This window comes from Paenibacillus sp. E222 (assembly GCF_013401555.1).
In the GTDB taxonomy this organism is placed as follows: Bacteria; Bacillota; Bacilli; order Paenibacillales; family Paenibacillaceae; genus Paenibacillus.
On record NZ_CP058552.1, the window covers coordinates 750,353 to 771,902 of the forward strand.

Annotated in this window: 20 protein-coding genes; 6 read left to right on the forward strand and 14 right to left on the reverse strand. The window is 47.5% G+C overall.

Annotation, left to right across the window (positions count from 1 at the left end; all coding sequences use genetic code 11):
* Positions 1-285: 285 nt before the first annotated feature.
* Positions 286-1,542: a DUF445 domain-containing protein gene (locus tag HW560_RS03255; protein WP_179262021.1), complete on the reverse strand. Its 1,257-nt coding sequence runs from the start codon at positions 1,540-1,542 to the stop codon at positions 286-288.
* Between the two features lie 336 nt (positions 1,543-1,878).
* Here HW560_RS03255 and HW560_RS03260 point away from each other — a divergent pair, with 336 nt between their 5' ends.
* A complete protein-coding gene (locus HW560_RS03260) occupies positions 1,879-2,706 on the forward strand; it encodes an aldo/keto reductase (RefSeq protein ID WP_179262023.1) in 828 nt (275 codons plus the stop codon).
* Between the two features lie 96 nt (positions 2,707-2,802).
* Here HW560_RS03260 and HW560_RS03265 read toward each other — a convergent pair whose 3' ends face one another.
* Positions 2,803-3,261, reverse strand: a complete 459-nt coding sequence (locus HW560_RS03265; protein WP_024632300.1) for a cupin domain-containing protein — start codon at positions 3,259-3,261, stop codon at positions 2,803-2,805.
* A gap of 258 nt (positions 3,262-3,519) precedes the next feature.
* Here HW560_RS03265 and HW560_RS03270 point away from each other — a divergent pair, with 258 nt between their 5' ends.
* The gene (locus tag HW560_RS03270; protein WP_090904091.1) at positions 3,520-4,371 is read left to right on the forward strand and encodes a helix-turn-helix transcriptional regulator; all 852 of its coding nucleotides are present in this window, start codon (positions 3,520-3,522) and stop codon (positions 4,369-4,371) included.
* A 114-nt stretch (positions 4,372-4,485) separates the two neighbouring features.
* On the opposite strand, the gene HW560_RS03275 is transcribed toward HW560_RS03270, so the two are convergent.
* Positions 4,486-6,099 carry a glycoside hydrolase family 28 protein gene (locus HW560_RS03275; RefSeq protein WP_179262025.1) on the reverse strand — a complete coding sequence of 538 codons (1,614 nt, stop codon included), beginning with the start codon at positions 6,097-6,099 and terminating at the stop codon, positions 4,486-4,488.
* A gap of 461 nt (positions 6,100-6,560) precedes the next feature.
* Between HW560_RS03275 and HW560_RS03280 the strand changes: the two genes are divergently transcribed.
* The 4 genes from HW560_RS03280 (at position 6,561) to HW560_RS03295 (ending at position 9,757) form a co-directional block, all read left to right on the forward strand.
* Positions 6,561-7,289, forward strand: coding sequence for an amino acid ABC transporter ATP-binding protein (locus HW560_RS03280; RefSeq protein WP_076290684.1), 729 nt, complete (start codon positions 6,561-6,563; stop codon positions 7,287-7,289).
* A gap of 32 nt (positions 7,290-7,321) precedes the next feature.
* A complete protein-coding gene (locus HW560_RS03285; protein WP_179262027.1) occupies positions 7,322-8,149 on the forward strand; it encodes a transporter substrate-binding domain-containing protein in 828 nt (275 codons plus the stop codon).
* A gap of 103 nt (positions 8,150-8,252) precedes the next feature.
* Positions 8,253-8,975, forward strand: coding sequence for an amino acid ABC transporter permease (locus tag HW560_RS03290; protein ID WP_090904088.1), 723 nt, complete (start codon positions 8,253-8,255; stop codon positions 8,973-8,975).
* Positions 8,976-9,106: 131 nt separating this feature from the next.
* A complete protein-coding gene (locus HW560_RS03295; protein WP_063566273.1) occupies positions 9,107-9,757 on the forward strand; it encodes an amino acid ABC transporter permease in 651 nt (216 codons plus the stop codon).
* Between the two features lie 512 nt (positions 9,758-10,269).
* Here the strand turns inward: HW560_RS03295 and HW560_RS03300 are convergent.
* The 11 genes from HW560_RS03300 to HW560_RS03350 form a co-directional block, all read right to left on the reverse strand.
* Positions 10,270-11,613 (reverse strand): FAD-dependent oxidoreductase, encoded by a 1,344-nt coding sequence (locus tag HW560_RS03300; RefSeq protein WP_090904086.1) that lies wholly within the window; start codon positions 11,611-11,613, stop codon positions 10,270-10,272.
* 48 nt (positions 11,614-11,661) lie between these two features.
* A complete protein-coding gene (locus HW560_RS03305; protein ID WP_179262029.1) occupies positions 11,662-12,516 on the reverse strand; it encodes a carbohydrate ABC transporter permease in 855 nt (284 codons plus the stop codon).
* Complete coding sequence (locus tag HW560_RS03310) at positions 12,500-13,414, reverse strand: carbohydrate ABC transporter permease (RefSeq protein ID WP_179262030.1); 915 nt, start codon at positions 13,412-13,414, stop codon at positions 12,500-12,502. The genes HW560_RS03305 and HW560_RS03310 overlap by 17 nt, the downstream gene beginning before the upstream one ends.
* 33 nt (positions 13,415-13,447) lie before the next feature.
* Complete coding sequence (locus HW560_RS03315; RefSeq protein ID WP_179262032.1) at positions 13,448-14,149, reverse strand: beta/alpha barrel domain-containing protein; 702 nt, start codon at positions 14,147-14,149, stop codon at positions 13,448-13,450.
* A gap of 30 nt (positions 14,150-14,179) precedes the next feature.
* Positions 14,180-15,475, reverse strand: a complete 1,296-nt coding sequence (locus HW560_RS03320) for an ABC transporter substrate-binding protein (RefSeq protein ID WP_179262034.1) — start codon at positions 15,473-15,475, stop codon at positions 14,180-14,182.
* Positions 15,476-15,578: 103 nt separating this feature from the next.
* Positions 15,579-16,346, reverse strand: coding sequence for a response regulator transcription factor (locus tag HW560_RS03325; protein ID WP_090904082.1), 768 nt, complete (start codon positions 16,344-16,346; stop codon positions 15,579-15,581).
* 5 nt (positions 16,347-16,351) lie between these two features.
* Positions 16,352-18,175 carry a cache domain-containing sensor histidine kinase gene (locus HW560_RS03330; RefSeq protein WP_179262036.1) on the reverse strand — a complete coding sequence of 608 codons (1,824 nt, stop codon included), beginning with the start codon at positions 18,173-18,175 and terminating at the stop codon, positions 16,352-16,354.
* A 228-nt stretch (positions 18,176-18,403) separates the two neighbouring features.
* Positions 18,404-18,592, reverse strand: coding sequence for an aspartyl-phosphate phosphatase Spo0E family protein (locus HW560_RS03335; RefSeq protein ID WP_064642743.1), 189 nt, complete (start codon positions 18,590-18,592; stop codon positions 18,404-18,406).
* 247 nt (positions 18,593-18,839) lie between these two features.
* Positions 18,840-19,349 (reverse strand): DUF1453 family protein, encoded by a 510-nt coding sequence (locus HW560_RS03340; RefSeq protein WP_179262038.1) that lies wholly within the window; start codon positions 19,347-19,349, stop codon positions 18,840-18,842.
* Positions 19,350-19,486: 137 nt separating this feature from the next.
* Positions 19,487-19,648, reverse strand: a complete 162-nt coding sequence (locus HW560_RS03345) for an aspartyl-phosphate phosphatase Spo0E family protein (protein ID WP_111620111.1) — start codon at positions 19,646-19,648, stop codon at positions 19,487-19,489.
* Positions 19,649-19,973: 325 nt separating this feature from the next.
* On the reverse strand, positions 19,974-21,323 hold the full coding sequence (locus tag HW560_RS03350; protein WP_179262040.1) for a transcriptional regulator: 1,350 nt from the start codon (positions 21,321-21,323) through the stop codon (positions 19,974-19,976).
* Between the last annotated feature and the right edge of the window lie 227 nt (positions 21,324-21,550).

Genomic DNA, 21,550 nt, shown 5'->3' on the forward strand with positions numbered 1-21,550 from the left:
GCGAATTGCCGCTTCAACCTCATATCAATCACCTTTTCTTTTTCATTAAATATATTCGTATATCCACTCTTTTCTTCTGTTATGTGCATCATAGTACAAAATCAACATGATCACATCGGCTGTTGGCATCGTTTTTATGTAACTTTGTTCCTACATGATTCCAATCGGTCATTTGGGTGTACATTACCCCATTTTCTGGATTATGCATCAGTTCGCCATTTATAATTGCCCAGACGAAAAAGAGCCACTCCAGTGAGCGGCCCTAATCTTGCCATTATCAATGAGTTACTCCAATACCATCCGCAGGGCGGTCAACACAATCCCGATTATAAATCCGGTAACAGCCCCGTTAATCCGAATCCATTGCAAATCCTGTCCAACCTTATCCTCAATCAAGGAGATCAATGAGGCATTGTCCATTTTGTTGACATTTTCGCGCACGAGATTGCCGATCTTGGAATGGTTTTTCTCCAGCAGTGTCGTTACACCTTGCACAATCTTCGCATTCAACCCTGCCAATAAAGTATCGTCTGACCGCAAATCGGACAATACCCGCTCAATCGCAGGCAGAGCAAACGTATCCACATACTGACCATCTTCCATTGCAGTGAGCGCCTTATCCCTCAATTCAATGAGCTTGTTCAGTACGGTTTCCTCTGCGTTCCATCCATCCAGCATGTTGTTTTTCCAGCCGTTGACTCCATCCTGAACACTTTCACTCATCGCCAGCCGGATAGCCTGGGTTCGCAACAGATCGAGCACTTTGTAACGAAGAGCACTGCCCTCTCGCTTCATATCCTCCACCCGGTCAAACAGATACCCTTGCAAAATGCTGCCCAGACGCTCTTCATTCAGATAACCCATGAACGCATTCATCGCAAATTGCATTAATCCGTTCATCTGGATGCCACTGATCGCCTTTAAGCCACTTTCACCCAAAAACATAATGGTCTCCGGCTTCACCAGCCATTCCTCTGCCTGCTTCAGACCATAGTCCAGTGCTTTGGCATCATATCCACGCTCACTCATCTGGATCGAAGCCCGTTCCAGAATCGGACCCAGATCGAAGGCCCCCGCTTGTGATTTGATCTCGCCCGCAACCAATGGAGCAATCTGCTCGAGCGGCAGGCCTGCAAGGATTCGTTTGCAGAGCGTATCAATCATGGTTTTGACTCCATCGTTGTGAAGTTCCCGTGTCATCGTATCCAGAACGATTTCTGCCGCCTTGAAACCCGCAATTTTCTCGGTGATGCTATCCTTGTTCAGCAAGTTGTTTTCCACTGCGGAAACAAGGCCTTCGGTCAATTTGTCCCGATTCTTGGGCAGCAATGCCGTATGGGGAATCGGAATACCCAGTGGATGACGGAACAACGCTGTTACGGCAAACCAGTCCGCTAGTCCACCTACCAAGCCCGCTTCAAATGAACCTACCAGCAGTTTGCCTACTACGCCGCCCTGAAACGGCAATGATGCGGCAAATCCCGCTCCCATAACAACAAGAGACCAAGCTGCTGCTTTTTTGGTTTGTTTAGGTTTAGCCATTGTATTCTTACTCCTTTATCGTTAATCACACGGGTTCAATGACACCCAACTTTCCCGTGCTCCTCTGTTCTTCATGTGATCCCTTCCATAGGAAAGCTTCTGTTTCCATATTTCGTATACTTCATCTTATCACCCGCACGCGTCAAAACCAAACCTCTGGCTGGCGAAAAAGGATAAAAGAGGGGTTTTTCCTATCGAAATGCTCGTATTCTTTCCCATTACCAAAAAGGTTTTAGTATAATCAATACAGACAGTCATCCATTTACGATTGGCTGCCGATCATCAGGGTAATTACATAATGAAATAATGAATGAATCAGAGGAGGAATTTCGGACCATGAAACATGTGCAGGACACAACGACACTTTATAACGGAGTCAAAATGCCTTGGCTGGGTTTTGGCGTATTCAAAGTTAAAGATGGAGAAGAAGTGGTTGAAGCCGTCAAAACGGCTATCCAGGCTGGTTATCGCAGTATTGATACAGCAAAAGCGTATAACAACGAAACGGGTGTAGCTCAAGGTATTCGTGAATCCGGAATCGCCCGCGAGGATCTGTTCATTACGACCAAAGTGTGGAACGGGGATCAAGGTTACGAATCCACACTGGCCGCTTTTGAAGCAAGTATGGAACGACTCGAACTGGAATATCTGGATCTCTATCTGATCCACTGGCCTGTCAAGGGCAAGTATAAGGATACCTGGAGAGCGCTGGAGAAGCTGCATAAGGAAGGACGCATCCGCGCCATTGGGGTGAGTAACTTCCAGATTCACCATCTGGAGGACCTGATGACCGATGCAACCATTAAACCTGCTGTGAATCAGGTGGAACTGCATCCGCTGTTGATCCAAACGGAGCTAAGGGAGTATTGCAACAAACATCAGATCCAGATTGAAGCATGGTCTCCACTGGGTCAGGGACATCTGCTGGAGCATCCGCTACTTCTGGAGATCGCTGCCAAGTACAGCAAGTCACCGGCACAGGTCATTCTACGTTGGGATCTGCAAAATGGTATTGTGACCATACCTAAATCCGTTACACCACAGCGCATTCGCGATAATGCGGACCTGTATGATTTTGAGTTGACCACGGAAGAAATCGAACGCATTAACCAATTGAACGAGAATAAACGCTTTGGTTCCGATCCGGACAACTTTAACTTCTAATTTCAATATATAATCACAGCTAGAAAACATCAAAAAATCCCGATCCGGATGCACACGCACCTGAATCGGGATTTTGCTTGTTAATTTATGGTTATATTAGCCTTTGGAAACCAGTTTGAAATCATCAAAATGGAAACCTGGTGCTACAACGCACGTTACCAGTACAGGCTCATCACCCAGCGGGCGTGCGGTTTGCCATACTCCGGCTGGAACGAGTACCTGCGGCGATTGACCCGCAGCAATATCCATACCCAGTACGAGCACTTCTTCATTTTCCGGGTTTTCTCCGTTGCCGCCCAATTTCAATTCAATCGGACTGCCGCTATGCCATAACCAAAGCTCATCAGACAAAACAGTATGCCATTCCGAGACTTCGTGCGAGTGCAGCAGGAAGTATGTCGAACTTGCCGAGAATCGAGGGCCTGAGTATGTATCCGGCAGTACGGATTGTGGAATTTGATACGATGCCTTCCATTCTTCCTTATACCAACCGCCTTCAACGTGTGGCTGCATATTCAATGCAGCAACGAGTGGCGATAATTCATGCGTCGTCATATTCTGTTTCCTTCCTTCCAAATCGAATTGGAGACACCCCTATCCAGAGGTTAGCCTCACTCCCCCTACTGTAAAACATGAATAGACTTTTGTCACCTTTACAGCCTATATTAGCTTTCCGAAAATCATTCCGCCCACATTCTATTCATTACGTCTGGTCGGACCCTCATTTAAATGATAGCGTTTACAACAAACTGGATTTTCCGTTATGATATGGATATTAACCGTAAATCAGCTGGCGCAGAGGAGAGACGTGTTATGAGTGTTATAGAGAATCGGATTGGTCCCAAATATCGAATTGGCGAGAGTTCATTCACCATTGAACACATGAGCAGACACAACGGGAACGCCATGCCACAGCCTCACGCACACCCTTTTTACGAACTGTATTATCTGCTTGAAGGAGAACGTGTCTATTCCATGAATGGTCAGCTTCTTACCGCCCGCAAAGGTGATTTGATCCTGATCAATCCCCATGATGTACATACGACGTCCAAAGGAAGCATTCCCGGCTTTGAACGAATTCTGATCGGGTTCTCGCCTTCTTTTGCCACCGGGATGGAGTTTGGAATATGCGGTCTGCTTCCCTTCGATCGTTCAAGGCTGCTGCACTTTCCTGATGCGGAGCAGCCTGAGATCGAACGAATGCTGTGGCAGATGCTGAAAGAATGCAAGGAGCGCCGACCTCATTATGAAATCGTGGTGAGAAGCCTGCTCGCCCAGATCCTGATTCAGATCCACCGGGTGCAAGAGAATACTCGGCAAACCTCTCCGGCTCCGCATCATCCCATGCAGGATAAGATCAGTGAGATCGTCACTTATGTGAACAATCATTATAATGAGCCCCTTACATTGGAAGAGGCCGCAGCGAGATTTTATATCAGTCCATCTTATCTTAGCCGAATGTTCAGCCGTTTTACGGGATTTCGCTTCAGCGAATATTTGCGTGTTACCCGGGTTCGGGAGGCACAGAGACGTTTATTGTCCACCCAAGAACGGGTGCAGCTGATTGCGGAGAAGGTAGGATTTGAGCATACAGCCCATTTTAATAAAACGTTTAAACAGGTGACCGGGACTACGCCGCTTCGCTATCGCAAAGAACATCGATAGATCTTCAAAGCGACTGGCGAAGCCGGACGTCTGTCATACGACAATCTGCCATGACATCGCGCGCCAGGATATGCCCGCGGTGATAAGATAAACCTATGCAACGTCGAACCCTTCTTACCTGCGGATGATTACACCACTTCTTACTTCAGGACCAACGGAGATTTGGCGCCCCTCTGTATCTGCATCACTTTCCCGGCATACGATCCCTGCCGATTCATGTCCTGTCACCATTAGGAGCCGACCGTCTGCGCCCACACCCTCAATCGATTCCAGCTCCGCACCCTTACACTGATGCAAATGAATTAACGATCCTTCGGTAATATGTGCGTTCATTTCGGCGATTCGCAGGTGCTTCGCATGAGCGCATTGCACCCCGTTACGAGCCGTCACCGTATATCCCTGAATGACCAGACCGTCCAGCGGCATTTCCGGCAGTCCACTCACCAATAACGCGGTTTCCGCTCCTGCACAGACTACATCCGATATCCGAATATCCCGGAACACCGGAGTCTCCTCACTAATCTCCTGAGTCAAGTCGCTACCGCGAGCTGATCCCTCCTGATTGGCATAGAAAAAGGAAAACGAGATAGCTTCCATTATGATATCTTTCATATAGATTCGCTCCACCTGAATATCTTCAACGACCCCGCCGCGCCCACGCGCACTTTTGAAGCGAAGCCCAATATCTGTTCCAATAAACGTACAGTCCGAGACACGCACATGCCGCACGCCACCGGACATTTCACTGCCAATGACAAAACCGCCATGACCGTGATACACGGTGCAATTGCGGATCGTAATATATTCCGAGGGCAGACCGAGTTCACGACCTTCTGCATCCTTGCCGGATTTCAGGCAGATCGCATCATCACCAACATCGAATACACTCTGCTCCACAACGACATGACGGCAGGATTCGATGTCCAGCCCATCCCCATTCTGGGAAAACCATGGATTCCGCACACTCACTTTACGAATCGTGACATGCTCGGATGCCCAGGGGTGCAGGTTCCATGCCGGCGAATTCTGGAACGTTGGGCCGTCCAAAAGCACTCGTTTACATTGACGCAAGCTGACCATGTTAGGACGCAAAAAGTCTCTGACTTCCTCATAAGCAGCCACGTCACACACTTGCTCCAGATGCAGACGATTCGCAATCGCACCGCCTTCAAGGGCAGAAGTCGATGGCCACCAAATGGCTTCATCTCCGTCAGCCTGCTCCACCACACCGCCCGAAGAAACCAGTCGATTCCACTGCGATGCAGTCATTTTGGATCGTTTCACCGGACGCCATGCCTCTCCACCGCCATCCCAAATCCCCTCACCCGTGATCGCAATATCCTCCAGCTGCTCACCATCAATGGGCGACTGACACCGCACTGCCTGCCAACCCTCGAAGCTGGACGCAATCAGGGGATATTGATCGAAATTACGGCTGAACGTAACCAGAGCACCCGCCTGAACATGAAGCTCAATTCGACTGCGAAGCACAATCGGCCCCGTTAACCAAACACCCTCCGGAATGACAATTCGACCTCCGCCCGCTTCTGCACAAGCTGCTATAGCCAGCCGGAACATCTCGGTATTATCCGTCAAGCCATCCCCTACCGCACCATAATCCGTAATCTGAAAATCCCGTGCCGGGATGACAGGTAAACTCACTTCATAAGCCTTCGTATCAAATTCTGTACCTTCTCCTGTGTCCAGTGGGGAGTAATATGTATTCATCGTTCAGAACATCCTCTCTACCTATAATTGGATCGGACTGTTTATACTATTGCATCACTTACTGGAAAGCGCATTCTCGCTCCATCATATCAATGCCATAGGGCATAGGGTTGAGCTTTTTTGCCATGTACGATTCAGAATTTGATGTTATTTGTTTTTATGATCAGAGTCATAAAGTAAACACCTCTTCCAGTATACTCTATACATCTATTCCAATGGTTGTAAAACAACTAGGAGAATGGATGCATTTTTCTGTCAGGATTCGTCATAAATAGGTTAGTAATATAACAAATATATAACATAATTACTGGCTATAGCCCTATAAAACCCATTACTTATGTCATGTTTTATCACAAACCAATTGCCTTTAGCAGGATGAGTATGTATGATTAAATAACTAGTTTCAATTTATTCCTTATAATTCCTTTTACACACAGACGCTGCAGAAAGGATGGGGTCTCTTGATTGAATTTAGGGGTGTCCAGAAACATTTTGGCCATTTTCATGTCCTCAAAGATATTCATCTTCACATTGAAGAAGGAGAAGTCGTTGTCATTATCGGCCCTTCCGGCTCAGGCAAAAGTACATTGCTCCGCTGCATCAATCGTCTGGAGACGATTACCGAAGGTGAACTTGTCGTCAGTGGTGTCCCTTTACATCAGAAAAAGGTGGACATCAACCTCTTCCGCCGTGATATCGGCATGGTATTTCAACACTTCAATCTCTACCCTCACAAAAAAGTCATCGATAACATTACTCTTGCACCCATGAAGGTGCGTAAACAACCCAAAGCACAGGCAGCCTCTACGGCGATGAAGTATTTGACCCGGGTAGGCATTGCCGACAAGGCAGACAGTTATCCTTCCCAGTTGTCCGGTGGACAGCAGCAGCGTGTAGCCATTGCAAGAGGTCTTGCCATGGAGCCCAAAATCATGCTTTTTGACGAACCCACCTCTGCACTGGACCCCGAAATGATCGGGGAAGTTCTGGATGTTATGAGGTCTCTTGCCCACAACGGGATGACGATGGTTGTCGTTACCCATGAGATGGGATTTGCGCGCGAGGTCGCAGACCGAGTCATATTTATGGATGAAGGCCGAATTGTGGAAGAAGCCTCCGCCGCTGAATTTTTCGACAACCCGAGAGAAGAACGGGCCAAGCAATTCCTGAGTCGTCTGATTCACCACTGAGAATAATCCATTTTGAAAGGGGTCTTTACCAAATGAAAAATGTATTAAAGTGGCCGTCGTTTATGCTTGTTTTGATTCTATCCCTTGTATTGTCCGGTTGTAGCACTGGAGAGGAAAGCAGCAGCGGTTCTGGTGGGAGTACCGAAGCCAAAGGCACCATTGAACAGATTAAAGAGCGCGGCAAGCTCATTGCCGGCGTGAAATATGATACCAAATTGTTCGGTTTGAAAGACCCCGCAAGCGGCGAAGTCGAAGGATTCGATATTGATATCGCCAAAGCACTTGCCAAACAGATTCTTGGAGACGAAACGAAGGTAGAACTGAAGGAAGTAACGTCCAAAACGCGCATTCCGATGCTGCAAAACGGCGACATTGATATCATCATCGCCACGATGACGATTACGGATGAACGTAAGGAACAAGTGGATTTCAGTGATGTCTATTTTGAAGCCGGGCAATCCCTGCTTGTGAAAAACGACAGCCCGATTACCGGTCTCGAAAGTCTCGGCGGTGTGAAGGTACTTGCCGTCAAAGGCTCGACTTCTGCGCAAAATATTCGGGAAAAAGCCCCGGATGCCGAGGTCCTCGAATACGACAATTATCAGGATGCCTTCACAGCCCTCAAAGCGGGTAAAGGCGAAGCATTGACGACCGATAACATTATCCTGATCGGCATGCAGCAGACCGATAACAACTTCAAGCTGGTTGGTGGCAATTTCACGAGCGAACCTTACGGCATGGCGATTCGCAAAGGCGACACTGCCTTCGTTGAAGAAGTAAACAGCCTGCTCAAAAGCATGAAGGACAGCGGAGAATATGATACGTTGCACGAGAAATGGCTGGGCAGCAAGCCCGAGTAACCCCGATTAATGATGGTTAAGCGGCGACCTCGCCTATGCTGTGCCATGCATGGATAGGACGCAATCGCCGCTTCTACCTCTGGAGAACGGAGGCTTCGCCTACATGGGCAAATTGGACTTCAGTATACTGATTAAACACTCGGATCGATTCCTGGAAGGGTTCCTCAACACCATCCAGGTGAGCATCATGGCCTTGATTGGCAGCTTTATTCTTGGTGCAATTATGGCTATCTTTCGGATATCCCCCATTAAACCGCTCAACTGGATCGGCACGGCTTTTGTGGAGTTTATCCGCAACATCCCGCTGCTGCTCGTCGTATTTTTCTTCTACCTTGGCTTGCCGGCACTCGGCATTTCATTGGATGGCTTCATCTCGGGTACACTCGGTCTGACCATCTATACGGCCGCTTTCATTGCCGAAGCAATCCGGGCGGGCATTCAGACAGTCCCCCGCGGGCAGTTAGAGGCGGCGAGATCTTCCGGTCTGTCCTACGTACAGGCCATGAACCTGATCATTTTGCCACAAGCGATCAAGATTGTATTGCCGTCCATTGGCAACCAGTTTATCAATTTGGTCAAAAACTCATCCATCCTCGCGGTCGTAGCGGGTATGGATCTGATGTATTTTGCCGATCTGATCAACTCGGATACATTCCTACCACTGAGCGTCTACACCATTGTTGCGCTATTCTACCTGGTGTTGACTTTACCGCTCAGCTTCCTGGTTCACTATATGGAGCGCCGTTTCGGACAAAGCGATGCTGACGCCAGCCGAACCAAAGGCAAACCAAAAAAGAACAAACCAACGGGTCAGGTCACCATGTAAAATTCGAACGATATTCTCTCTGTGTTTAGTACACCAGTTTAAGGTGCAACTCTACTATCTACTATGCTATGCAGCTAATTTTTCCAAATTATTTCATTTTCTGTCCGCACACAGAAGGAGGCCGATGATCCATGGACTTTAGCGGGGCCTACGCCTGGCCCAACCTTCGTTTCCTGCTGCACGGATTCCTGATCACTCTGCAAGTGGCAGGTTTGTCGATTGTATTCAGCTTTGTACTCGGCACCGTGCTTGGTACCGTTCGATACACCCGAATTCCGGTCCTGTCACAGATTGTGGCCGTCATCGTGGATACGATTCGGAATCTGCCGCTGCTGCTGATCATTTTCTTCATTCATATCGTACTTCCCCAGCTCGGGATCAAAATGTCTGTCTTCTGGTCCACGGTTGTTGGACTAAGTCTGTTCGAAGGCGCCATGATCGCAGAGATTGTCCGCAGCGGACTCAAATCGATAGAACGTGGTCAGGTGGAAGCCGCCCGTTCCTCGGGACTGAGCTACATGCAGACACTTGGCGGCATCATTATGCCTCAGGCTTTGCGGCGCATGTCGCCACCGATGGTGAGCCAGTTCATCTCCTTGCTGAAGGACACTTCACTGGCGATCATCATCTCCCTGCCAGAACTGATGCACAATGTGCAGATCCTTGGTGGGCAGAGCTTCGATTACGTCATCCCTGCCTTGCTGCTCGCAGCCGTATTATACTTCGTCATCAACTACACGTTGTCCATTGTGGCACGGCGGCTTGAAGCACGAATGACTTGATGCATGGAAGGAATAAGGCAAGAAGGAATATGAAACATGAAGTAACATGAAGTAACTTGAAGTAACTTGAAGCAACCTAGGCTTCATGGTTGATTAGATACGATGGAAATAGATATGAAGGAAAGAACCGAATTTGATAAAAAGAAGGAAAGCGTCCCAAAGACTCTAAATCCACGTATGCAGTGGACTTAGAGTTTTTTTGGGACCTACAGTTATGCTCATAAATTCACTAGGACTTCCCACCAATTTCTAACGAACTGAGGGAAGCTTATTTAGCCATTTGTGAGACTGTTTCTAATCTAACGAATCGTAGACGCTCTATTCCTCTGATTCACCCGCTTTTACCCGCTATTTCAGTGTTTTGAGGTGAAATAACTTCACTGAGATTCGTTACATTTTTCATATCAGCTGATATCCCCAAATTAGACGTCTCAGGTTCGTTAAAATTTACGCCCCAGTGATTCAATTAAAACTCACTCCCACTATTAATTCGCCCACAACCAGCTCATCCCCTAGATCGCTGCTCCGTTACGGCGTAGTTCCTTTTGCAGCACCGCTACCGACAGCTCCAACGGATCTAGCTTCATCTGAACAGCTAAAGCGGCTGCTGTTCCCGCAGCCTGCCCCGTAGCCATACAGCTTGGAGTCAGCCTTGTCGTTGCGTGAGCCTCATGTGTGGTGGAGATACAGCGTCCTGCCGCCAGCAGATTGCGAATATTGCGGGAAATCAGAGAGCGGTACGGAATATCGTATGCTCCGTCTCCTTCTATAAAAGCGGCTACGACGCCTTGACCGGAAGGATCATGAATATCAATCGGATAGCCACTTCTGGCGATTACATCGTCAAACTTTCGCCCTGCAACCACATCGTCCTTGGTCAACGCATAATGCCCGATGATTCGTCTGGATTCACGGATACCGATCTGCGGTGCTACCGCTGAGATGGAAGCCCTTTCGAAGCCAGGCACGTCGCGCTGCAGAAACTCAGCGATCATCAGCACCTGCTTCCGACCTTCCTGTTCCGCAGAAGTCAGATCCTCTGCATCTGTAGCATCCAGCCCCTGCACCCGGGTGCAGTTAATCAATACTTCATCTTCAGCCGGTCCGGTAAAAAATAATACCTGATCCCGATTAATCGGCACACCTGCTTTTTTCCATTGGGAATAGAAGCCGCTCACCCCGGTTAACGGAATACTGTCCAGTTCGGAGAAAGGGGTCTTGGCATAGAAATCCTCCGGGTGCTCCTGCATGTATTGTTTTACTCGTCCAAGGTCCACACCACGCATTCGGAATTTCATGGTCATCGGCTGTGATTGGTGATCGCCGTCTCGCCCCTTTGCAACAGAAGCGCCCGCAAGATAAGCCGCATCCGCATCACCGCTGGCATCCACGAATACGTTCGCTCTTAGCTCCATTCGCCCAGATTTATTCGTCAGACGTACCGCCTCTACCCGATCATCCACCATAACCACTTCATCCACGAAGCTGTGCAATAACAACCGGACACCCGCCTCCTGCAGCATTTCTGCCGCTACCACCTGATAGATCGCCGGATGGTAAGGCGTAACCGTATGAACAAATCCAACCGTATCCCGAAGATGCCCCGGAGAGCCGCCACGTGCCTGCAGTCGGTCAACGATTTCCTGGGCGATGCCTCGAATCACCTGCTCACCACTCTCCGTATGGAAGGTCATCCAAGGGTAGACCATGGCGGCAGTCGACATTCCACCAACGAACCCGTACCGCTCCACCAGTACTACTCGAACACCTTGTCGTCCAGCAGCAATGGCTGCCGCTATACCCGCCGGACCCCCTCCCACAACAACCACATCCGCTTCTTCCCTTTTCAACCTCATCCTTATCCGTTCACTCAAGTTATCACTCCTTCCGTTCTATTGCATGGACTACTCTTTCAGTCCTGTCATGGCAACTCCCTCAATGAAGCGCCGTTGTGCCAGGAAAAAAACAATCAGCAGCGGCAGGGTCGCCATAACAGTGGCACTCATCAGATATTGCCAGGCTGTTCCCACTTCATCCGTGAACAAGGATAACCCAAGCGGCAGCGTCATCAGTTCTCGCGAGTTAATGAAAATCAACGGATCGAAAAACTCATTCCAGATCGTCACAAACGTAAAGATTGTCAGCGTAGCCATACCGGGCTTGGCAATCGGAAGCATAATACGTGCATAGATCTTGAATCGGTTGCAGCCGTCAATCATCGCCGCTTCCTCCAGCTCGGTGGGTACTGTAATGAAGAACTGCCGCATCACAAAGATGCCAAACACGCCGCCCGCCCCAAAGATCGGCAGTAAAATCAGCGGAAGATGTGTATCAATCCATCCCAGCTGCCGCATGAACAGAAACATGGGAATTGCCGTCACCTCATGGGGAATCATCATCGCACTCAGCAGGATGAGAAATACCACATTACGTCCCTTGAACGGAATTTTGGCAAATGCATACCCGGCGAGTGATGCAAAGAACACCGTACCCAACACAACCACAGCAGCAATATATACACTGTTAAAATAAAAACGATGAAACGGAATCAATCGAAAGACATCGATGTAGTTCTGAAATCGGAAGGTATCCGGTATCCACTGTGGTGGATAGGTAAATATGCTCTGGGGCTCCTTGAATGACGTCGATATCATCCAGATAAATGGAACAAGCATGATCAGCGAGATCAGAGTCAGCAGCAAATACGTCCCAAGGGCACTGCCTGTCTTGCGAATCGAAGAATTAGGCATCGCCTTCATTGAATACCCACCTCTTTCGAAGCTGCCATTGCAGCAGTGTCAAAATCAGCACGATAAAGAACAGCACATACGCAAGCGAAGAAGCGTAGCCGAACTGAAATAATTTGAATGCTTTTTCCCAGATATAATAGACCAATACCTTTGTGCTGTTGCTCGGCCCTCCCTGTGTCATGACGTAGATCTGTCCAAACACCTTGAGCGAGCCAATCACAGTCATGACCATGGTTAGAAACACCGTTGGCGTAATCATGGGCAGCGTGACGTTAAAGAAAGTTCCCCTTCTGCCCGCGCCATCCAGTGTTGCCGCTTCGTAAAGCGAACGCGGCACCTGCTGAATGGCTGCAATGAACAACACCATATTCAGACCCACATTTTTCAGTACACTCGTCACAATAACCGCAGGCATCGCCAGATCCTGATTGTAGAGCCAGGCCGGACCCTTGATGCCTATCATTAACAGAAGCTGATTGATCAGTCCCGACTCTGTGGCATACATCAGCTTCCATACGATGGACCATACAATCAGCGAGGTCATGACCGGAACGAAGATGGCTGTTCGAAAAATCCCGATGCCGCGCAAACTTCTGGATAGCAGCAATGCGAGCAGCAAAGCAAGCACAATGTTAAGCGGCACAAGCCCCGCAGTGAAATAAACCGTATTGGCGAGCACTTTCCAGAACATGGCGTCTGTCATCACATTCCGGTAATTCTCCAGTCCAATAAAATGATGATCCCCCAGCAGCGGCCAGTCGGTCAGGCTCATGTATAGCGCGAGACCCATGGGAAACAGCAGCAGCAGGGTAAACCCGAGCACCATCGGTGATACAAACAGCCATCCCGCGATCTGGGCCTCTCTGGCGAGCGGACCTCTTCCTGTACGCTTGCGTGAATGGGTCACAGTCAGGCCCTCCCCTTTATCAATTTTCTTCCTCTAGTCTGGACGGTTCAGATTGTCCACCGCATTACGGAAGGCGTTAACAGCCCTTCGCAGCTGCTCCTCTGCTCTGCCTGTTACGACCGCTCCAAGCATGATCGCCTTGACTCCGGTATCGTGCAGCACCCGAACATCCTCCGGCACCAGCTTACGCTGAGAAGGAACCAATACCGGAATTTGCGCCTGCAAGACCAGACGGCGATACTTGAGCACGTCCGCAAAGCTTAGCGGTGTACCATATTCATTTCCAGGCACAATAGATGCCTCCAGGGCGGTGAAGCCGTAATGGGCCGCAGACGTGACGAGAGAAGGTTCATATTCGTCGTTGATTGCAAACGTGGGTTCCAGCCCCAGATTATCCAGCATGAAGGAAGGCAAGTGATGTGCATAGATCGAATAGAAGTCAAAACCCAGCCCGGAAAGCCGCTCCACATCCTCTCGCCTTGCTCCATCAATACTGCCGGATGGCACGACCCCAAGCGGACCGTCAAACTCGCTACGAATCGCCTGAAAAACTTCGGCATAGTTGTCCAGTGGACCAAAATGATTCCCGCTGGCGCGATGACCGACATTATAATGCACCTTCAGTGCATCAGCGCCCTCTTCAATTGCTGCCCGGGCCAAAGATAGATCGTTCTCGGGGAGGCTGACCACAAGTGACAGCGATTTCCGATCAAGCAATTCCTTGAATTTGCCCATTATGCTCACCTCCTGTTTCTATAAAATGATTTATTGTTGCAGTACGCTTTGGATCTCTTCCTGCATTTGCTTCAGATTATCCTCGGGTGTCGCTGAACGAGCGAACAATCGATCAAATCCCTGCAATACCGCATTGTCGATATCCTGCCAACGGATATGACCGGGAATCAAGCGCGCTTTTGGCATTTCATTAATCACCGCCTGCACAATATGCTCCTTGCTCGGATTATTCGGCTGATTAATGAACGCATCGGAGTTCAGCACAGAGGTACGCGGAGGCACAAAATAGGTGGCCGTCGCCTGAATACCCTGCTCACTGGCAAAATACTTCAACAGCTTCTTGGTTTCCTCCGGATGCTTGCTGTCGTTGAACATGGCATATCCAGCCTGCCCCAGCATCGGTACGCTGCCCTGTGAGCCGGAAGGCATAGGAGCGATACTCCATTCAAAATCCGTAATCTCTCTTGCCTTGGAAACATAGCTGTAGTTATCGAAGAACATGCCCACATTGCCAGCATCGAAGCTGACCTGCTCGCCTGCTTTTGGATGCGATTCATCGGTGAACATCATGCGCTCCAGCAGTTCAAAGGTCTGTACGCCATAAGCATCGTTCCAGGTGAACTTCGTCATGCCTTCGTCGAACGGGCCGCTGCCATTGGACCAGGAATATGAGGAGAGCACAGCCCATGTCTTCCAATCGCGAAAAAAGTTGGCGCCATAGATCCGGTTGGTCGCCTCCTTGCTGGTAATCGCCTTGGCGGACTTCTCGAACTGTTCCCATGTCCATTGCCCTTGGCTGGCAAGTGTATTCGGGTCGGTCAGGCTGGCCTTGTCGAACAGCGTTTTATTGTAGAACATAACCACCGGAGGTGTGGAAAAAGGCAGCCCCAGCAGCTGATCGCCATCACGGAACAAATCCAGTGTACTTGGTATATAATCATCCAGTTTGAACTGGACATCATCCTTGAACTCGGATACATCAGCCAGGATGTGATTGGATTTGAATTGTGGCACCATCCGCTCTGATACCCATGCGATATCCGGGAGAGAGCCTCCAGCGGCAAGCACCGAAATTTTTTGCTGGTATTCTGCGAAAGGAACGGATTCCATCGTCACCTTGATGCCTGGATTTTCCTGCGTGAAGCCATCGATCAGCTTGTTGTATACATCCATATGTGCCTGATTGCCCCACATCATGAATTTCAGCTCAACCTCTCCATTCTCCCCGGCTGCTTGCCCAGGATCACTTCCGGAATTGGAGCTTGTGCACCCGATTGAAGCAACCATCATGAGTAAGAGTAGCAATATCAGTCCTGCTTTTTTCATGAAAATCCCCCTTATGGACGTAGTGGTATACATGTGCAACCAAAGTATAACGAAGGCATCGCCCGCTCATAAATCACGTCAATTACAGAAATGGTATGGTATTTCAAGAAATGCTGAATCGGTCACGATATTCCCCTGCTGTCCATCCCACCTGCTGCTTGAATACCAGCATGAAGTGCTTGGGACTCTGATGCCCGGATAACCTTGCAACATCATAGATTTTGAGCCCTGTGTTAACCAGCAGCCACTTGGCCCGTTCCATACGAGCCTCAGCAACGTATTCGGAGTAATTGGTTCCTGTTTCGTTCTTGAACAACTGGCTTAGATAGGTGGGGTTCAGATGAACCAGAGCTGCTATGGTCTGAAGTCGCAGGTCCCCATCGGGGTGCTGCTTGATGTGCTCCTTCACATCTCGGATAATCTTTCGCGCATCTCCGCCGGAGTGCTCTGCTTTCCCAGATGGCTCCGTGACTGGAAGGGTTGAAATGCCGTACCTGCGATCCAGCAGCAACTGAATTTTTTGGATGCATAACGCCAGTTCATGACGTTCAATCGGCTTCAGCAGATAGTTCAACACCCCGTACTCCATCGCCCTGCGTGCATATTCAAACTCCCCGTACCCGCTTATGATGATCATCAGCAGTTCAGGGTACATATCTCTTGCTTTGGATACCAGTGTCAATCCGTCCATTCCACGCATGCGAATATCCGTGATCAACACATCCGGTACTTCACATCTCAGAAAATCCAGTGCCTCGACTCCGCTAGAAGCTTCACCTGTTACCTCGAACTGAGGAGCCGCCTGTACAATCAGCTCTCTCAGTCCCTGACGGATGACCGTCTCATCCTCCACAAGCAATACTTTATACATGCGCTTCATTCCCCTTTCGGTTGAAGTTGAATGGATATCGTCACCGCCAGGCCCTGCCCGGGACTGCCATCGACGCTCAGGCTGCCGCCTTCTCCATACATGAGTCGGAGCCTTTGGGCGATATTGTTAAGTCCCAGCCTGTCCCCCGCATGACAGCGCAATGCCTCATTGGAGGGCTGCCGAGCAATGGATTCATTTAATTCATCAATCTCCGCCTGAGCCATGCCTTTGCCATTGTCACGTACAATAATCAGCAGCTCATCATCAAATTTCAATGCAGATACCCAGATCACCCCGCCATCCGCCTGCCCTTCAATGCCATGGTAGACCGCGTTCTCCACCAGCGGTTGCAATACCAGCTTGGGAATCAGACAATCTGTAGCAGCTTCATCGATGTCATAGATTACCTCCAGCTTGCCGTCATAACGTACTTGTTGAATGCGTACATAGGATTGCACAAAAGCCAATTCTTCCTGAAGTGGAACCCTCCGATCTACCTTATCAATCGTATAACGCAGCAGCTTGCCAAGTGCCGTCACCATATCAGACACCTCAGCGTGCTTCTGGCGGACCGCCATCATGTTGATGGACTCTAATGTGTTGTATATAAAATGAGGATTGATCTGGCTCTGCAATGCTGACAACTCCGCCTCTCGCTCTTGAATGCCCAACAGAAATACCTCGTTGAACAGTCGATGGATCTCTTCCATCATCCGGTTAAAACCCCTGCTAATCTGTCCGAACTCATCATTGCTAAAGTGCGCTACGCGCTGGCTAAAGTCTCCCTGCTCCACCCGAATCATATTGTGCTTCAATCGAATCAGCGGCCTCGTTATGCGGTAGGATAAGAGAACCGCGAGAACTGCTACCGCCGCCATACATAACACAGCGAATCCAAACGTAAACGTGAGCATCTCGCCTGATTCCTTCTGAATAACGGCAATAGGTGTCAGGCTGATCACCGAAAGTCCTGAATAGCTGGAATGGTGCTGTACGTAGAGATAGGGCTTCCCATCAAGGACAACCTTCTGGTTGCCTGCGTAGCCTTGAAGCTGGCCATGCGTTAACAGTTGGTCGTATGCGGACAAGCCTCCGGCTGAGGTGCGTTCGAATAGGAGCCGCTGCTTGCTGTCGACAATCATCAGGCTCGCATTTTGCTCAAAATTCAGATTGGACAAGAGCTGACCGAAAGCTTCCAGCCGGATGTCGATCAGGATGTAGCCCAGTCGCTGGAGTGTCCCCGGATCACGAATCTCACGGGCAACCGATATATACGGCTCTTCATGACTGCCCGTGTAATAGCTGGGCTCGTGCGGAGGAAGCAGACGCCATTCGCCTTCCGAGCCGTTAAGCTCAGCAAACCAGTCATCCTGCCTGCTGTCCCATACCGGATTCACTGCCAGTGAATCCAGATTGGAGAACAAAATGCCGCTGTTGCTAATCAGATGGATGCCACGAATTTCCGGTCGGTCATACGCCTGACCGGACGTGTAGAGCTTCATTTTCAGGTAATCATCGGACCTCGCCCATGTACCCGATCCCATCGGAGCATTGTATTTGCCCAGAATGCCGAGCACCATCTGATCGTAGAGCGGCAAGAGCGACAACCGCTCGAAGTCCTTGAGCAGCCGATTCAGATTGGTGTTAATCTGGCGAACAATATCAATGGTGAACTGCTCCGTCTTGCGATCAATCGTCTGCGAGAAATGCAGGTAATTCACTACTCCCTGCAAGCTTAGCGGCAGCAAGGTCAGCCCCAGGAACAACAGGAGCAGCTTGGTGCGCAGATTCATATTTCTTCCGAAATAACCTTGTACCTTGTCCATCATTTCCGTTCATCCCTCCCTCTCCCGATCATTGTATGATCCCTCTTCATAGATCAATCTGGATATAACTGGGGTCATCATATCCAGTTTTAATGATCGATGGCTATCCTGCCAACCATGGGATTGGTACGGAATTTCAAGATTGAAGCGCAGGCTTTCGGGGAAACGCAAAAAAGCCAACTGTATCGCTACAGTCGACTACTCTTCTATTGCATCAAAAAACCGACTGCATTATGCAATCGGCTGTCTTTTCATAAAGTGTTTTTTATATTTGAAGCGATTATATTCATTAATTAGTTCGTCCAATACCATCGATTGTTGAAGGACTTTGTAGTCTTGCATGCCATGATATTCCGCCAATCGACTTAACTCATGCCTGTTCTGTTCGATTTGGTCTCTAATCTGCTTCGGTTCTCTCACAGCATGCACCCCCTCTTTTTAAAACATTTTAGGATACATTGCCAAAAAATTCATATTTTATTCCTTTGCAAAATAAAATGTTTGCTTACATAATAATATTTTCATAACCAACATTTTGCATTAATTCGTGAAAATTGTCACAACTACCGCATATAGATATAGTTCACTTACGCCAAACTACATATCGTACGCATGGAAAAAATGGAGTCCCTTAACGTAAAAACTAAAGACAGAAACCCATTATAAATTATGTTCCAATCGTATGCTGTACTTTGCTCGTTCTGGAGCGGATTAGAATCCCTGCCACACGCACCAAAACCATAGCAGCCGTCATTAATATAAATGCAGGACCGATATTCTGAAGATCCAATTGATGCTCAATTGCATAGTGATATGCTTGCTGCGGATGATGCGTGATCCATTCCACCGGGATAATGCGTAGCAGGAATGCCGCCGCCCAAACGACCACACTACCTATCCCCACTCGGGTATACCACTTACCTGCCGTCGCATCGAATTCCATACGCGTTATTCCCAGCACAATCATTCCAAACATTGCTCCTACAATGACAGCCACCAACAAAAACAGCACATTATTGCCTGTAAAAGTCATGTATTTAAGAAATTTGGCTGCATAATAACCCATAATAACGAAAGGTAGCAATAACCGATAATAACGTACTGGCTTTCGTCCAATTGAAGTAAATACTAATACCGCAAACATGATGATCATCTGAATCCACATGCTCGTTGTCATATGTTGTTCCCCCTGTAATTTGCTTGATTTGATGCTTTAAGCATAGCAGGGAGAACATCGCTCTAGCGTCCACAAACGGGTGGATAACGTGGTCCACCTGTGGGTGGATCATAGTGGAGGATAAGAGCATTAACAAATTAGTATTTCTCTCTTAGTCGAATGTATTTATTAATCAGTTCATCCAGCACCATAGACTGCTTAAGAACCTTATCATCATGCATGCCATGTTTCTCCACCAACCGACGCAAATGTTGCCGATTCTGCTCGATTTGATCTTTGATCTGTTTGATTTCTCTCACAGCATGCACCCCTTTTTCAAACAATTTAGATTACAGCTTAAATCCTCCATTTTTTTCGTTTAAACCCTTCATAATGACAAAAACATATGATGTTTTGCAGAATTTTGTAAAAATGATTCTTTAGAAAACTTTTATATCCATTTGTCGACCGGATTATTAAACACAAAAATAGCCTACTGCAAAAACAGTTGGCTGTTTGAATATTTATTAATTTATGCAATATTGTTCAATTGTAATATCTATTGATATTTTACGTTTATTTCTTCATTAGCAAACTTATATATTTCCCTTACAGATTTACACATTTCATTAAGGCTACAGATACTTACAAACTCGCATTTGGGTGAAGCAAGCTGATTAATGTTTTGTATTGGTTCTCTAATTCTTTAGATACATGACTCTTAAAATCTCCATAAAGATCAATACACTTTAATGTTGCCGCATCATCTTTAACAAAAATGGATAACTCCAAACTTATAAGTAGCGACATCGATCCAGAATCGTACCTATGTCTTCTAAAGTAATAAACTGATAGCTCATAAAATAATATAACTCTTCGATAATACCAGCTTTGTTCTGTGTACCCCCCTCTTAAATAAGCATCACTGAATTGGATAGAAATCTCCTTTTCAAACTTGATCAATAAATCATCCACATCATATTGATGCCTGTTAGCAGATTGAAGAATTTTAACCAAAGCAGGAAGAATTTCTGCTTCATCTTTCTCGATACAATTAATGTAATCAGGTATAACTTCTCGTACGCCCATCATTACTTGATATAAATATTTATTAAGTTTAGCCATATATCTAATTTTTCGATCAATGAGCTTATCCTCAATTCCGTATGTCTCAATGATTTTCTCATAAATATCAGTATATCGAAGAGCTTCTTTATAATTTTCGGAGCAATCATGGTAATTCGCAATAAGCAAGTTAGAATAAGCTTTATATACATATAGTGGATACTGTGTTTTACTAGTAAGCTTTTTAGTTTGTCTCATAGCCACATCCGACTGCTTTTCTAATTGGCGGGCTAAGTCTCTCATTCTATCCCATTCATGTAATCCCCAGTATGCATTCGCTAGATCCTTAATTGCATCCAGCTGATAGTCTTCATCTAATCGTTCTATGAATGGTTCAAATTTGGAAACGAGTAGTCTGTTCACTTTCTGGTCATGACCAATATTAATAAGAAAAATACGGTACTGGCACAAGGCTAATCTTTCCGAATGCTGATATTTCTCACCTTCGGCTACACATTCATATAAAATAAGCGCCGCTTCATTCATTTCTTTGGAATATAGATTCTCTGCCATTTCAAATAGTTCTGAAATATAGGATCGATCATCTGTAACCTGATAAACCACTTTTTTAATACAGTCTAGCTTGTTAAGTTCAGCGCAGCGATACAGGAACGGCTCCAAACGCCTCCAATGAGGTGCCGTTTCCACAAAACATTCCACACTGTACATTTCGTAGAAGTATCCCTTCTCCAGCCCCATACCAGAAGTGATTTGATCCAACTGATTCATAGCTAGAGGTCTGCTGCCCTTGAGGATGGCACTTAATGTACCAACGTTGACACCCGTGACATCTGAGAATTGCTGTAGTTTATATCCTCGTTCTCTTATGTGATTCTCTATATATGTGCGTATCGTAGGTGCAAGTTTCAATTCTCCCACCCCCATCAACCAAGCTACTTAATGATTTATAATAAATGTAATTTTAATCCGGTATTTTACATCGGTCAATCTATGAAAACACAAAAAAGGCTTACTTCCGCATTCGGAAATAAACCAATAAAGTATCCATAGATAATATCTCTTATACCTTATCTTACAATACTCCAGCACCATGTCCTGATGGTGTGTATATCTGATTTTGCACATCAGACTGATTT

Coding starts and splice junctions, on each gene's coding strand:
- HW560_RS03255 (WP_179262021.1), bottom strand. CDS start 1,542: ATGGCTAAACCTAAACAAACCAAAAAAGCAGCAGCTTGGTCTCTTGTT.
- HW560_RS03260 (WP_179262023.1), top strand. CDS start 1,879: ATGAAACATGTGCAGGACACAACGACACTTTATAACGGAGTCAAAATG.
- HW560_RS03265 (WP_024632300.1), bottom strand. CDS start 3,261: ATGACGACGCATGAATTATCGCCACTCGTTGCTGCATTGAATATGCAG.
- HW560_RS03270 (WP_090904091.1), top strand. CDS start 3,520: ATGAGTGTTATAGAGAATCGGATTGGTCCCAAATATCGAATTGGCGAG.
- HW560_RS03275 (WP_179262025.1), bottom strand. CDS start 6,099: ATGAATACATATTACTCCCCACTGGACACAGGAGAAGGTACAGAATTT.
- HW560_RS03285 (WP_179262027.1), top strand. CDS start 7,322: ATGAAAAATGTATTAAAGTGGCCGTCGTTTATGCTTGTTTTGATTCTA.
- HW560_RS03290 (WP_090904088.1), top strand. CDS start 8,253: ATGGGCAAATTGGACTTCAGTATACTGATTAAACACTCGGATCGATTC.
- HW560_RS03295 (WP_063566273.1), top strand. CDS start 9,107: ATGGACTTTAGCGGGGCCTACGCCTGGCCCAACCTTCGTTTCCTGCTG.
- HW560_RS03300 (WP_090904086.1), bottom strand. CDS start 11,613: ATGAGGTTGAAAAGGGAAGAAGCGGATGTGGTTGTTGTGGGAGGGGGT.
- HW560_RS03305 (WP_179262029.1), bottom strand. CDS start 12,516: ATGAAGGCGATGCCTAATTCTTCGATTCGCAAGACAGGCAGTGCCCTT.
- HW560_RS03315 (WP_179262032.1), bottom strand. CDS start 14,149: ATGGGCAAATTCAAGGAATTGCTTGATCGGAAATCGCTGTCACTTGTG.
- HW560_RS03320 (WP_179262034.1), bottom strand. CDS start 15,475: ATGAAAAAAGCAGGACTGATATTGCTACTCTTACTCATGATGGTTGCT.
- HW560_RS03325 (WP_090904082.1), bottom strand. CDS start 16,346: ATGTATAAAGTATTGCTTGTGGAGGATGAGACGGTCATCCGTCAGGGA.
- HW560_RS03330 (WP_179262036.1), bottom strand. CDS start 18,175: ATGATGGACAAGGTACAAGGTTATTTCGGAAGAAATATGAATCTGCGC.
- HW560_RS03340 (WP_179262038.1), bottom strand. CDS start 19,349: ATGACAACGAGCATGTGGATTCAGATGATCATCATGTTTGCGGTATTA.